Origin of the sequence: Bradyrhizobium sp. AT1, from assembly GCF_001590795.1 — a bacterium.
Classification (GTDB): domain Bacteria; phylum Pseudomonadota; class Alphaproteobacteria; order Rhizobiales; family Xanthobacteraceae; genus Bradyrhizobium.
Window position 1 is genome coordinate 2,073,211 of sequence record NZ_JXDL01000001.1, and the last position, 14,319, is coordinate 2,087,529.

10 protein-coding genes are annotated in these 14,319 nt (G+C 64.5%); 5 read left to right on the top strand and 5 right to left on the bottom strand.

Annotated features, from left to right (window positions below):
- Nucleotides 1-39: 39 nt before the first annotated feature.
- Together SE92_RS10025 and SE92_RS10030 are read right to left on the bottom strand one after the other, a co-directional pair.
- Nucleotides 40-603 carry a cytochrome b gene (locus tag SE92_RS10025; RefSeq protein ID WP_063195555.1) on the bottom strand — a complete coding sequence of 188 codons (564 nt, stop codon included), beginning with the start codon at nt 601-603 and terminating at the stop codon, nt 40-42.
- A complete protein-coding gene (locus SE92_RS10030) occupies nt 600-1,685 on the bottom strand; it encodes a catalase family peroxidase (protein WP_245324517.1) in 1,086 nt (361 codons plus the stop codon). Before SE92_RS10030 ends, SE92_RS10025 begins: the two co-directional genes overlap by 4 nt.
- A 304-nt stretch (nt 1,686-1,989) precedes the next feature.
- On the opposite strand from SE92_RS10030, the gene SE92_RS10035 reads away from it, so the two are divergent.
- On the top strand, nt 1,990-2,868 hold the full coding sequence (locus SE92_RS10035) for an SDR family NAD(P)-dependent oxidoreductase (RefSeq protein ID WP_063195556.1): 879 nt from the start codon (nt 1,990-1,992) through the stop codon (nt 2,866-2,868).
- A gap of 241 nt (nt 2,869-3,109) precedes the next feature.
- Complete coding sequence (locus tag SE92_RS10040) at nt 3,110-5,932, top strand: ATP-binding protein (RefSeq protein ID WP_245324519.1); 2,823 nt, start codon at nt 3,110-3,112, stop codon at nt 5,930-5,932.
- 173 nt (nt 5,933-6,105) lie between these two features.
- Here SE92_RS10040 and SE92_RS10045 read toward each other — a convergent pair whose 3' ends face one another.
- Both SE92_RS10045 and SE92_RS10050 read right to left on the bottom strand, forming a co-directional pair.
- Nucleotides 6,106-8,961, bottom strand: a complete 2,856-nt coding sequence (locus SE92_RS10045) for an ATP-binding protein (protein ID WP_245324522.1) — start codon at nt 8,959-8,961, stop codon at nt 6,106-6,108.
- A gap of 114 nt (nt 8,962-9,075) precedes the next feature.
- Complete coding sequence (locus SE92_RS10050) at nt 9,076-9,357, bottom strand: hypothetical protein (RefSeq protein WP_063195559.1); 282 nt, start codon at nt 9,355-9,357, stop codon at nt 9,076-9,078.
- 254 nt (nt 9,358-9,611) lie between these two features.
- Here SE92_RS10050 and SE92_RS10055 point away from each other — a divergent pair, with 254 nt between their 5' ends.
- The 3 genes from SE92_RS10055 (at nt 9,612) to SE92_RS10065 (ending at nt 13,594) form a co-directional block, all read left to right on the top strand.
- Complete coding sequence (locus SE92_RS10055) at nt 9,612-9,854, top strand: hypothetical protein (RefSeq protein WP_063195560.1); 243 nt, start codon at nt 9,612-9,614, stop codon at nt 9,852-9,854.
- 235 nt (nt 9,855-10,089) lie between these two features.
- Nucleotides 10,090-10,317 (top strand): hypothetical protein, encoded by a 228-nt coding sequence (locus tag SE92_RS10060; RefSeq protein WP_063195561.1) that lies wholly within the window; start codon nt 10,090-10,092, stop codon nt 10,315-10,317.
- 472 nt (nt 10,318-10,789) lie between these two features.
- Complete coding sequence (locus SE92_RS10065; protein ID WP_245324524.1) at nt 10,790-13,594, top strand: ATP-binding protein; 2,805 nt, start codon at nt 10,790-10,792, stop codon at nt 13,592-13,594.
- Between the two features lie 20 nt (nt 13,595-13,614).
- Here SE92_RS10065 and SE92_RS35760 read toward each other — a convergent pair whose 3' ends face one another.
- The gene (locus SE92_RS35760; RefSeq protein ID WP_157095287.1) at nt 13,615-14,316 is read right to left on the bottom strand and encodes a hypothetical protein; all 702 of its coding nucleotides are present in this window, start codon (nt 14,314-14,316) and stop codon (nt 13,615-13,617) included.
- Nucleotides 14,317-14,319: the final 3 nt, after the last annotated feature.

Sequence of the window (14,319 nt, forward strand, 5' to 3'; positions counted from 1 at the left end):
GAAAACTCTAGCCGCGCGTTTCGCCGGCGTGCGAGGCGCTCATTCGGCCGGCGCGGTGGTGTTCCGCAGTGGCAGGGGTGCGATTGATCTGAAAACCCCGTCACGGCGGATCAACGCGTGAAACAGCGCTGCCGCTACGTGCAGCAGCACGAGGGCAAAGAACGTGAAGCCGAGATAGACATGGCTGTTCCACAGCAGCGTGTGCGCGCGGTCGCTCTGCGGCAGCAACGCCGGAATCTGAATCCCGCCAAGCAGGACGACCGGATAGGCCGCGGCCCAGAGCATGCCGAGCCCCAATAGCGGCATGATGATCATGAAGCCATAGAGGGCAAGATGCGACAATCGCGCTGCCAGCCTGATCGCGTGCGGAAGGTCAGCCGGCAATCGCGGCGCGCCGTAGTGCAGCCGCAGCGCCAGCCTGATCGCGACGAGCAGCAGAAGAGTGACGCCGAGCGTCTCGTGGATCAGGATGAGCGACGGATATTCGGGCGTCACGGTCGATACCATGCCGACACCGATGAAGAGCATGGCAATGATGCACGCCGCCATCAGCCAATGCAGAAGCCGCTGGATCGGCGCGAAACGATGGGCCTCGTTGTTCATGGCTTGGCGGTCCCGGTTCTCGGATAGTCACTGGCCTCGGCGGCGCGAAGGTCGTAGGACTTGCGATAGACCGACGAGCGCGCAGCGGGGAACGGATCGTCCGACAGCCGGATCCCACGCGGCAGCACGGTCGGATCGAAATTGATGTCGCGACACGGCCCGTCCCGCTCCTGTTCGATCTGCTGCACGACGAGGGTTCCGACCTGAACTGTGCGGCGGCCCTCCGGCCAGGCCTTGCTCGGATCCGCGGTCGGGTCGCCGGGATCGGCAACCGTCGTGACCATGGTCCAGCGTTGCGGGCCGGATGCGCGTACCCGCTCCACGATCTCCTGCTCGAGAAAATCCGGACCGCGCTTTTCCAGCTCGGTTTGCGATATCGGGACGACAGGCGCCGCCGGCAACAGCGACCATCGCACCGCGTGTTCACCGCCCTCTGCGTCCGTGAAGATGAAGCTGTTGAGCCCGTGGTAAGGCTCCTCTGCGTAGCTCGCGGTCCAGGGCGCCGTCTTGGCCCAGGTCGCGAAGGCGGCGAATTCCGGATTTGCCTGAATGAAAGTCTTCATCGCGTCCGGATCCTTTTTACCGGACGCAATCAGCAGGTCGTGAAACGACTGCGGCGTGGAAACTGCAAAGAACGGCGGGTTGATCATCGCCATCCGCCACTCCTCGCCGCCCGCCGTGATCTGCAAGCCCAAACCGCGGACGCGTACGGTTGCATCGACGGCGTTCGGATCCGCCGTGCCGAGATTGAAGCGGCCCAGCGCAGGATAATTGCCCCGCTCAAACACCTTGGCCCGCGAGAGCGCCCGGCCATTTCCGTTTGCTTCGAAGACCCCGGTGAAGCAGATCCCCTTGGCATGATTGCGCCGATGCCCGAGCGGCGCGCCGCCCGGTGGCGCCAGCGCCGCGATCATCCGCTCCGGCGTCAGGCGACCGGGCGACAGCCAGCCTGCAGTATATGCGAACGCTGCAGCGGCGCCTCCGAGGACGGCCGCAATCACCACCAGCGAGCCGAGTCCCGAACGCGACATGTTGCCCGAGTTGTTCATCTCTTCTCCGTGCAGCACGCGGGCCGCCCTCATCGACCGACCCCACCGCCCATCTCATCAAGCGGCCCGAGATCCTTGTAACCGGCGCGCGCACGCCCGGTCTTCTGAACTCCCCCGTCAATTTCGCGAAAGCACGCTCAAGCCTGTCCGGCCGCAGCGATCCCCGTCGCGTCGATTTTCGGGCTGTCTGGAAATTTTCGTGCGATCTGGAAATCGCTCGCCTGGCCCGAAAGACCCCTCTTGTTCCAAGCCCCTATTTCAGTCGACCGCCGGCCGATGAAGGTGTCGTGGCGGCGCCGGGCGGCCTTGCGGAAGCTGGAATGCGATCGGGAATCGAATGAACAAAGTGATCATCGTCACAGGAGCCGCAAACAGCATCGGGCGCGCCACCTGCAGGAAACTGGCTCAAGCCGGCCACACCGTCTACGTGTCGATGCAAGAGACCGAAGGCCACGACGAATTGGGCGAAGAGGCTGGCGGGCATGACGTGGACGTCAGAACCATCGCGTTCGATATCGCATCCGAAGCCTCCGTGAGCTCGGCGATCGATGCCATCGTCGCGGAGAACAACCGCCTCGACGTCATCGTGCACAATGCCCGGCAAGTGGTCTATGGACCGGCAGAGGCTTTCACCCCGGATCAGCTCGCCGAGCTCTACGACACCAACGTGCTGAGCGCGCAGCGGCTCAACCGGGCCGCATTGCCACAGTTGCGGAAGCAGGGTCAGGGCCTGCTGGTCTGGATCACGTCGAGCAGCGCGCGAGGAGCTTCGCTTCCCTTTCTAGCAGCCTATGCCTCGTCGAAGGCTGCGCTGGATGCGCTGGCACTCGGCTATGCCGGCGAACTCGCACGTTGGGGTGTCGAGACCACCATCGTCGTCCCGAGCGCGCTTGGACCCGGCCATTACATTCGCTCGGGCCGGCCGCGCGACACCGTCAGGGCCGAGGAATACGCAGATGGTCCGACGGCCGACGTGAGTGAGATTGCGCTCTCGGCACTCGCGCAGCTTCCGGCGCAGGATCGGACTGTCCAGAACATCGCAACCGCCATAGCCGGTATCGTCGACATGCCGTTCGGCCAGCGTCCGCTGCGGGTCCATTTTGGTCCGGATGATGACGGGGCCGCAATGGTCAGCGCGGTTGTCGAAAGCGTCCGCGCGGAACTGCTGCGCCGGATCGGGCTGGAAGACATTCTTAGGCCCGCCTTGATCGGATGAGACGCTCTCGCCCAGACGAAAGTGATAGGCCGCGATCCTTTACCCCAAAACGACCGGATGTTAGCTTTCACGGAGCACTACGTTGGCTCGTTTGGTGTGCTTCCAAATCGTAGAACGTCATAAAGCGTGACGAGTCGTGCGCCGGGTTGATATCCCCCAAATGGCCACCCGCTCGCAAAGCAACAACGTGATCATCGCTGCTGGCGGCTCCGCCCGAGACGGAGCCGCCCGTGAGATCTTCGTGTTCGGACCGTTTCGGCTCGATCCCTCGCAGAAGCGGGTCGAGAGAGATGGAGTCACGCTACAAATATCGGCTCCTGCATTCGAGCTCCTGCTCACGCTGGTCCGGCAGGCGGGCAATGTCGTCAGCAAGACGGATTTGATCGCCAAGGCATGGCCGGGCACCGAGGTCGACGAAAACAAGCTGCGTGTCCATATCGCCGCACTCCGCAAGGCACTCGGAGACGGTAACGACGGCGCCCGATATTTGAGCACTGTCTCCGGCCAGGGCTACTGCTTCGTCGCTGCGGTTTTCCGCCCGGATCAAGTGCAAGCAGTATCGGCGGATCCGGCCTACCCTCATAATCTGCCTGCGCATCCCCGGCAGATGGTGGGGCGCGAGCAAGCCATCCAGGGCATCTCGGAACGACTGACAGCCAAACGCTTCGTCACGATCGTCGGCCCGGGCGGCATCGGCAAGACCACGGTTGCGCTTTCCGCAGGCCATGCCCTGTTCGCCGACTTCGCCGGTCATGTCCACTTCGTCGGTCTCGGCGAGTCCGGCGACGCCGCTGCGGTGCCAGCGTTCGTCGCGTCCTCGCTCGGGCTACAGGCGCGATCGAATGATCCGACCGGCAGCCTCGCGACATTCCAGCGCGACAGACGCATGCTGCTCATTCTGGACTGCTGCGAGCCCGTCATCGACGCAGCGGCTGCGCTGGCCGAGCTGCTCTACCAGGCAGCGCCGGAGCTGCACATCCTGGCGACCAGCCGGGAATTGCTGCGTGTCGAAGGCGAGTTCACATACCGTCTCCCGCCGCTGCCCTGCCCGCCGGAGAAGACGGCTCTGACTGCGGCGGACGCCCTCGCCTATCCTGCCGTGCGGCTCTTCGTCGAGCGCGCCACCGCAGGAGGCGGTGCGTTCGCGCTGACGGATGCGAACGCCTCCGATGTCGGCGATCTCTGCCGTCGGCTCGACGGCATTCCGCTGGCCATCGAGCTCACCGCCGGCCATGCCGGCACATATGGCGCACGGGCGATGGTCCGGCTCCTCGACCAGCATCTCAACCTGCTCTGGGAAGGACGACGCACCGCACTGCCCCGACACCGGACGCTGCGCGCAACCATCGAGTGGAGCTACGATCTTCTGTCCGAACCGGAACGCGTGATCCTCGGCCGACTGTCCGTGTTCGTCGGCAGCATGACCCTGGACGCCGCGCGATCGATTGCCGCCGATACGGAGGATGACGACCTGATCCTGGCGATCATCGACAACCTCGTCGCCAAGTCGATGCTTGCCCTGAACACCGGATCGCAACCGCACCGCTATCGCCTTGCCGATTCGACCCGGGCCTATGCGCAGGAGAAGCTCGCGGCCAGCGGCGACGTCGCCGCGATCTCGCGACGTCACGCCCGCTATTTCGTCGGCCTGCTCGAGACGTTCGGCAGCGAAGCGAGACGCCCGGATCTTGGCGCGGTTATCGAGGAATTCGGCAACATCCGCGCCGCACTGATCTGGTGCTTCTCGGATCAGGGAGACCGCGGAACCGGCGTCGCGCTCGTTGCGGCGTCGATACCGCTGTTCTTCAAGCTGTCGCTGCTGGCGGAATGCGAGCTCTGGGTCACCCGCGCCATCGCGGCACTCGGCGACGGCGATGGAAGCGTCCGCCAAAGCCTCGTTCTTCACGCTGCGCTGGGCGCTGCCCGCATGCTCACGGGACAGCTCGATGACGTCGGGGCAAATCACCTGAAACGGGCACTCGAGCTGACAGAGGCGATCGGCGACATCCCCGGCCAGATCCGCCTGATCGACCAGTTGCATCTGCTGCAGATATTCGTCGGCAAGTATGACGAGGCCTTGGACACGGCCAGGCGCGGCGAAGCCATCGCCCTTGCCGGCGGCGATTCCATCGCGGTGGCGCGCATGCGCGTGCTGCTGAGCATCTCCTGCCAATATCTCGGCAAGTTCGCTCGCTCCCGCTCGTATGTGGAGGCGGCATTCCAGCATCCCGGCCTCGATGCAGACGTCTCGAGCGTCCTCACGCTCGAATATCCCAAACGCGCTCAAATCACCCTTGCGCGCGTGCTCTGGCTTCAGGGATATCCCGACCGCGCGGCGCAAATGGTGCGGAGAGCCATTTCGGACGTCATCGCAGCAAACCATCCGGTCATGTTCTGCAGAGCGCTGCCATGGGCATTCGGCGTCTTCTTCTGGAACGGCGACACGGGCGAATGCGAAGAGCATATCGACAGATTCATCGTGGAGGCGCGAAGGCACGACCTCGCCATCCTCCAGATCGTCGGCGAGGCCATGAAGGGGATCACGTTGCTGGCCAGGAACGAGACCGGTGTCGGCCTCGCCACGCTGAGAGGCGCGATCGAGAAGCTGCAGAGCCGGTCTTTCGGTGCCGTCGCCGGGCTTCGCATGGCGCTCGCCGAAGCCCTTGCGGCGGCAGGCCAGGGCGAGGAAGCCCTCGACACCATCGATCAGGCGCTCGCCGAGGCCCGGCACTGCAAATTCATGATGGACATGCCCGACATGTTGCGCGCCAGGGCCGAGGCGCTGATGCGGAAGACCCATCCGGATCTTCCGCAAGCGGAGCTCACCCTCTTGCAGGCACTCGACGTCGCCCGCGATCAGGGGGCGCTCGGCTATGAGCTTCGCGCGGCAATCGCGCTGGCCAGGCTATGGCAACGAGTCGGCCGCAGCCGGGAAGCGCACGATGTGCTTGCTCCCGTCTATCGACAATTTACCGAGGGGTTCCAGACGCGCAGTCTCGCCACGGCACGCAGCCTGCTCGCCGAGCTGAGGCCTCCGTACCCATGCTCCCTTGCGGCCAAGTGACCATTCGGCCGTGCCATCGCGAAAGAGGCGTGCACTCTCGAACGACGCCTGCGGACCGCCGGTGCAAGCTGCGTGCGTGAATTGTGGAACGTTCCAGAGCGCGGGAATGCGGTGCTCACCGAGGCCGCAGCAGCATCCGATCAGTCTGATCGGATGCCGCCCCCGGGGCATCGCTACGGCGTCAGCTTGGCCATCATGGCACGCGCGTTGAGGAAATCCACGGTCTCGAAACCTTCAGTGAACTTGCCGCACGCAGCAGCGAGTACGTTGCGGGCGTCGGCGGGATGCCCCCCATCCTTGCGCAATCGTGCCACACTGATCGCGGTTCGCAGCTCCCAGGACAATGCACCCTGGCTCCGCGCCACCTCGAACGCCCTGTCGAAGGCCTGCGCGGCATCGTGTGGCGAGCGGTGCTCGCCTGGATGCAGCAGCAACTCGCCCCTGATACGCCAGAGCTCGGCGACATACCATCCCTCTTCCCTCGCCTCGCAGCGCGCGAGCGCCTCGTCGGCAACCGCAAGTCCTTGCGACACCTCACCGGCTTCTCCGAGAGATGCGGCGAGTTCGCCAAGGAGCAGCAGAAAGCGAGGCAGGAAGCGGGCCTCGCCCGCAAGTTCAAGCGCCCTGCGTAGCAGCGGCAATCCGGTCGCGAGGTCACCCCGCCGCACAATCAGCAGGCCCCTGAAGGCGCGCGCCCATAGGTTCCACAGGCGGATCGGATGACGCTCGGTGTGTTCGAGCAGCATCGCGCAATAGCGTTCGGCCGCGTCGAGGTCGCCGGCGAGAAAGCTGATCGGGCAGGCACCCTGGCCGAGAACGCTGCAATAGGTGAGTGCGTGGCCGCTGGCGCGGCCCTCCTCGGCGTTTTGGTCGACGACGCTCAAGGCCTGGTCCGCAAGACCAAGCAGCCACAGGATCCGCGCCTGGAAGTAGCGCGCCGAGACCCGCAGGTCGAAGCGGAAACGGATGACCTGCGGCTTTGCCGCAAGGTCCGAAAGGCGCGACAGGGTTCGCTCGATATGATGATATGCCAGCCGCTGTTCGCCGCGATAATGCAGGGTGGTCGCAAGAAGCCGGTCGGCCATCATGCGATCGACGGGACTGCCGGAATCGGCCACGACTTCTGCAAAACGGTTCGCGAATTCGAGCGCCTTGCGGAATTCGCCGTTGTTGAACTGATCGATGCAGAGGCCCCAAAGCGCGCGCAACTGATAGTCCCTGTCGCCGAGCTGCTCGGCAAGCTCGAGCGTTGCTGCCCAGGCAGGACCGGCCTCCCTCGCCCTTCCGACGCCGTACATCAGCGACCAGCCGCGCGCGGCCGACAACTCCATCCGAAGCCGCGACGCATTCGCCGCGGCCTGATCGAGGTGCGCCAACGCAAGCTCGGTCCGCTCGCGGCATTCGGCGAGGAGCGACAATTGCACCCAGAGCGGGACCGCCGCCGCCGTCAACGCCACGCCCACCTGCGAGTCTCCACCGGACGAGATGGCCCAATCGAGGCTGGTCCGCACGTTGTCGATGTGGCGGCCATAGATGGCGAGCCACTCCGCCTGCAGCATCACTTCGCTGTCGGCCTCGGCAGCGGCGAAGAATCCCGAATAGTACTTCGCCTCGCGGCGTGCCGCATCGGCATATTCTCCGCCAGCATGCAACTTCTCCACGGCATAGGCGCGCGTCGTATCGAGCAGGCGGTAGTTGGGCCTATCGTCGCGAATATCCACGACAACCAGCGACTTTGCCACCAGCCTCGCAAGCTGGCTGGTCACGTCGCGGGCGCCGTCGCCGGCAACAGCGATCACAGCATCGAGCTGGAATTCACCGGCGAAGATGCCGAGCTGACGGAGCAGCCACGCCTCGTCCTCCGGCAACAGATCATAGCTCCAGTCGAGCGTTGCACGCAGCGTTTGCTGTCTTGGCAGCGCCGTGCGCCGGCCGGTCGTCAGGAACTTGAACCTGTCATCGAGCAGCGCCGCGATCTTCGGCGGGCTGAGCATGACCGCCCGCGCCGCAGCGAACTCGATCGCAAGCGGAATGCCGTCGAGGCGCCGGCAGATGGCCGCGACGGCACCGATGTTTTCCTCATCGAGCGCAAAGCTCGACCCCAGCGCCTTCGCCCTGCTGGTGAACAGTTCTACCGCGCCGTATGCGGATGCGCCGGCCGCCTCGTGCCCCGTCTCGGGCGGCACCCCCAAAGGAGGCACGCGGTAAACCTGCTCTCCCTCGATGCGCAGCGCCTCCCGGCTCGTCGCAACGATGACCGTGCCTGCGCAGCGGCTGACCAACAGCTCGGCCAGCTGAGCGACGGCGTCGATGACATGCTCGCAATTGTCGAGAATGAGCAGCAAGGATCGAGAGCCGATCGCACGCGCGATGGCTTCAGGCGAAATCTCCTCGCCCTCGAGCTTGGTGCCAAGCACGCTGGCGATGGCCGAGCAGACGAGCCGGGGATCGGACAGTGAGGCCAGTTCGACCAGCAGCCTGTCCGCCGCAAAGCTGGGCGGCGGCGTCCTGGCGGCTTCGAGCGCCAGCGCCGTCTTTCCGATGCCGCCAGGCCCGATCAGGCTCACCACACGATAGGCCGCGAGCAGCCGCCATAATTGGGCGATTGCCGTGCTCCGGCCGATCAGATCGAATGACGCGTTGGGAATGTTGACTGACAGCGGCCATGTGCCTGCGGCTGATTGGAGTGGGAGCTCCGTATTATCGCGAACCCGCCACGCGCCGAGCAGGCGATAGCCGCGGCCAACGGTCGTTGACACCATGTCGCGATCGCCAGCCAGGGCTTTTCGGATCGCGGCGATGTGCACGCGAAGCGCGCTCTCCTCGACGAAGACGTCCCGCCAGACCCGCTCCGTCAGATCGTTCTTGGTGACGAGCTGGCCTTGCGCCTGGGCCAGCTCCGCAAGGATTTCAAAGGCACGCCCTCCCAAGGGGACGAGCTCTCCGCTCAGTCGCAATTCGCGCCTGGCAAGATCGATTTCCCATTCCGCGCAGGTGTAGACGGGACGATTGCCCGGCTCAGCCATCATCGGGACAGCCCCAAGCGGTCTCATCATTTCCTACCCAGCCTACCACCATCCCTATCGAAAGACACAGGTGGCCGAACAGCGCAGCCCCCCGCCCCTGTCTTGAATGCGCGCCTTTCAACAACCGCGGCAGATTGATCCTTCGAGCATCTTCTCGAGCCGTGCATCATCCTTGTCGATGGTCGGGTCCGTACCGAGCGATGGCCCCTTCATCGCGTGACCACCCTCTTCGGATCCCGGCAGCGCCGTGCCCAGTGAGTTCGTTCCGGGCGCGGCAGCGCTGGTACCGAGCGTGCCGCCGCGCTCCATCGACATATGCCCACCCATGCCGCCGCGGGCAGACGCAGCGCCCGAGAGCGCGACACAGGCGACAACGCAAACGACGGAAAACAATCTCATTGCTCACACTCCACATGTTCAAACAACCTGCTCCCCACCAACGGGAGCCGGACGCCGTTTGACCACGCACGATCGCGCGAGATCTCTGACAATACTGACAGATTCTTCCCGCAACAGTGATGCAGATCCGCCGGGATTTTTCGTCGGGCCGACCTACATAGTCTTTATCAAAAACACTTTCCGGAAACGCCACCAGCCGAGCAGCGATCATCGCCGGGCGACTCTCCGCACAGAGCAAGAAATGGAGAATCGTCATGAATACATTCAAGATCCTGATTGCCGCGGCACTAATCTCAACGGCAACGATTTCGTCCGCGTCCGCAGCCTGGTCCTTCGCCGATCAGGAGCCGGCAACCTTCGCATCGATGTATCCTGATCGCGACGTGCTGAACGGCGGCGCGCTGACGCCCGCAGGGCGAATGGGCCTCGAGCGGCCGGGTGGTGCCGCGCCCGTATTCGCCGCTGGCCACCTCGACATCCGTCACGAGCAGCGGTGATGAAAGCCACCTCCGCAATCGGGGAGCTCGCCGCATCATGCGGCGCGCCCCCCGCGGAGCTCTGAAGCAAGGTCAATTACATCGCCCTCAATGTTGCGAGCCGACGCGGCCGCGACGACTTCGTGCAAAGGCGAAAATGTTCGTTCGATAGGCACTGCGGATTCCGCACGCGCATGTGCATCTCTCGCATGGAGGCCGGGACGTTCCCGGCTTCGCTTTCTCAAGGAGATGTTCAATGACGACAGTGAAGCTCTTGTCGGCCGGATTGGTGGTCGCAGCCATGATTGCCTCTCCCGCGATGGCTCGCGAAGGTAGCGCCAAGCGAACCACCGTCGATGCCTACGCGTCGGCCCAGCGCGTTCCAGTCACCTCCAAGCGCGCCTGCGCCCGCGCTCCCGACGTCGGCGCGTATGCAACCGCTCCGTGGCGCCGGCCGCCCTGCGAGCCCGTGTCGGGCTATTGAGCTCGCAAACTGGAGCAGGTCCGGTGCCGACGACGACTGGAAGTTGATCGTATCAACGTTCCGGATTCTCGATCCTCTCGGCGGAACCAAGAACGGCGGCTCACGGTCAAGCCGCCGTTCTTGCGATTGCTGTTCGCCCTTCCGGAGCATTGTGCTCTGGCGCCCCCGGCGTCACGAATTCGTGTATCGAGTACGAGCTGGTCGAATGCCATCATCGACGATGTGTAAAGCGCGGGCGAATGAGCGGACTTTCTTGACTCGCCGACGGCCACCCCCGGTAGGACGCTTCAAGACCATTTGCGCCTTCAAAATTCTTGCCAAGGGTCTGTGATCGCAAGGGCTGGTTGCTGTTTCTCTGGATCGCGGTAGCAGAGTTGAAGCACGGCCCTCAATGTCACCACCGATCGGTCGCATCTTCTCGTTCGAACATTGGCAGATCGATTGCCAACGGAGAGAGCTGAGGTACGATGGCGTGACGGTGCCGATCGGCAGCCGCGCGTTCGAAATTCTCGAGACGCTCGTGGGCTCAGCGGGCCTTCTGGTCACCAAGCACGATTTGATCCGAAGCGTCTGGGCCGGCCTGACCGTCGAAGACAATACGCTGCAGGTTCATATCTCGGCCGTCCGCAAGGCGCTGGGCGAGGATCGGAATCTGCTCAAGACGATCTCGGGCCGCGGATACACGCTCAGCGGAGACTGGCGAAGCGGTCACCTGGATCACCCGGTAGCGGCACCGGTGCCCGTCGATATGCCTTTTTCCAACAACCTGCCGAGCGTCCGCGCCTCTCTCATCGGTCGCGAGGATTGCCTGAGCGAATTGACCGATGTGCTGTCCGCATATCGGGCCACGACGCTCGTCGGCGCCGGCGGCATCGGAAAGACCAAGCTGGCAATCGAGCTGGCACGCCGCGTCGCGTCCTCCTTCAACGATTCCGTGGCCCTGGTCGAGCTCGCGCCCCTGCAGGATGCGGCAGGCGCAGCATCCGCAACCGCCCGCGCGCTCAAGCTCGCCTCGAATGAAAGGCAAGTGACGCCCGCAAGCATTGCACAGGCCATAGGGACGCGCCGCCTGCTTCTTGTTCTGGACAATTGCGAACATGTCATCGAAGCCGCGGCGCAAATCGCCAGTGCCGTGCTGCGCTACTGCCCGAATGCCGCCGTTCTTGCGACCAGCCGCGAAGGTCTGCGCATCGAGGGCGAATACATTGCGGCCATCCCGCCGCTGACGGTTCCGCGTGCGGATGCGCATGACGCGGAGTTGCTGCTGCGGGAAAGCGCGGTGGAGCTATTCGTCGCGCGAACGCGAGCATTGCGCGCGGGCTTCGTTGCGGGCGCCGCCGAGCTTCAGAAGATCGCCGCCATCTGTCGTCGTCTCGACGGAATTCCGCTCGCACTGGAATTCGCCGCGGCCCGGGCCGCCAATCTCGGGGTCGACACCGTGCTGCTCCGCCTGGACAAGCGCTTCGAGCTCCTGAACGGCGGCCGCCGCGATCAGTTGCCGCGACATCAGACACTGCGGGCGACACTGGACTGGAGTTACGATCTCTTGGCGCCGGCAGAGCAGAGCCTGCTTTGCCGGCTCGCGATGTTTCCGGCCGGCTTCACACTCGATGCGGCGATCGCGATGATGGAGGATACCCTGTCTCGCTCGGACGTGATCGAAACCCTGTTCAATCTGGCTGGAAAATCGCTAGTGTCGCTGGACCCCTCTTTCGAGGGACGATGGCGTCTCCTGGAGAGCACCCGCGCGTATGCGCTGGAGAAGCTGGAAAACGCAGGTCTCGTCAATGAGGTCGCCAGGCGGCAGGCCGGTTTTCTCAGGCATGTCATCGCGCCGCTCGGCGACAGCTCTCCTGCCCCCGACGACATCTCCCGGTTCGGGCAGGAGATCGGAAACGTACATGCAGCGCTCGATTGGGCGTTCTCGCCCAATGGCGATACGGCGCTTGGGATCGAGCTGACGGCGGGCTTCGTTCCGGTCTGGATGCAGCTATTGTCCTTCGTGGAATGCTCGACGCGGATCGAGCGTGCGCTTGCACATTTCAGCGCCGAGTTCACCTGCGTTCCAAAGCTCAAGGCACAGCTCTATGTTGCGATGGGATTTGCACTCCTGAACACCACCGGGTCGGCGGACCGCATGAAGGGGGCGCTGAGCATCGGTCTCGCGCTGGCCGAGGAATTGTCCGATCTCGAGCTTCAGCTCAAGGCGATCTGGACGTTGTGGAGCTACAACCTCAATTCGGGCCAGTACGCCGAGGCCAGGGAGGTTGGCGAACGCTACCTCGAAATCGCACTGCGCACCGAAAATCCGGCTAACGAAATCGTCGGCCGTCGCTTGATCGGCGCAGCCACGCATTTCTTCGGCGCGCAGGAGGATGCACGGCGTGATCTGACGCTCTCGCTGGACCATGCGGCTCATGGACTGGACGACGGCGCAAGCCAGATGTGGTTTCTGCTCAACCAGAGCGTCCTCGCCAAGGCGATGCTGGCCCGCGTACTGCTGTTGCAGGGAAAGATCGGCCAGAGCAGGTCTCTCGCCGCCGAGTGTCTGCAGGAGGCCCAGCGCGAGAAGGACAAGCTTGCGGTCGCCTACGCACTTCGGAATGCCGTCTGTCCGATTGCGTTGATGACACGTGATCTCGTCGCCGCCGATCAGGCAATATCCTCGCTTCTCGAGCTCGTCACCCGCGAGGGGATTGCATTTTGGACCAGCTGGACGTCCTGCCTGAAGGGACAATTGCTGATTCAGCAAGGCAAGCATGGCGACGGAATTGCGCTGCTGCGCAGCGGGCTGAAAGCCCGCACCGAGAACGGATGGCTGATGCGTAATCCGGAATTCCTCGGATCGCTCGCCGAAGGCCTGCTCGCAAGCGGCGAGGCCGCGAAGGCCCTGGCCGAGGTGGAGGAGGCCCTGTCGATGGCGCGGCAAGGCTCGCAATTGTGGTGCCTTGCCGATCTGCTGAGGATCAAGGCTGAGATTCTCCTGGCCGATGACCCGTCCGATCTCTCGCGGGCCGAAGTGCTGCTCGCCGAGGGATTATCCGTGGCCCGAGACCAGCAATGCCGCTTCTACGAGCTGAATGTTGCGGCGGCGTGGGCAGCGATCATGGCGAAATCCAACCGCCAGCAGTTGGCACTCGATCTCGTCGGCCCCGTCAGCGCCCTGTTCGACCAGGAGATCGACCTCCCCGCGCTCGCCTTTGCCCGCGCTCTGGCTGAAATGCCGCGCATCTCGTCACACGACGGCGACGGTTCTGCGCCTTGCACCTGCCACTAGGGGGCGATCCGCGACCCATCTCAGCATCCCGGCGGCAGGACCGGCGATACGCCCGGCGTTGGCGCTGCACCCGTCGCGTTCGCCGGCAACACCGTTGCAGGTGACGCCAGATTCATCGAGACCCCCTCCATGCAAGCCGAGCTGTTCGGGCTGGGCACGACGGCGGCATTGGGATCGATACCCGTACCGCCGGCGCCGCTGATGCCGGCCTCGATCGTGCCGGGCGCAGGGCTTGCCGCGACTTGCGGAATTGAAAGCGGCAGGGACGCGGCGCTCGTCACCTGTCCTCCCGGCGTCGAGCTGCACGCCACCGTCGCACCTGTGCCCGCCGGCGCCGCTGCGGCGACCGTTCCGATGCCGCTGCTGTTCTGTCCCATCACCGGCAGCAACGGAGCAGCGATGCCCGGTGGTGCAAAGCCGGTCGACGTTACGCTCGGCGTCGCCGGCACCGGCGTTGGCGATGACGACAGTGGAGCACAGACCACCACCGTCCCCGGCGTCGTCGGATCCGATGCGAGCGGAACGGGTGCCAAGGTCGTATCCGGGGCACCTGACACGGTCGATGCGGAAAACGGCCCGGGGCTGTTGAGCGGCGAGATCACGATCGCGCCCGGGACCGTCGGCAGGCCCATCGCCGTGCTGCCGGTCGCCAGGACCTGCGCTTCGCCCGGAGGACTGCCGAGCAGCAGAGCCAACATCGTCAACAGTGCGATCCGCATCATCTC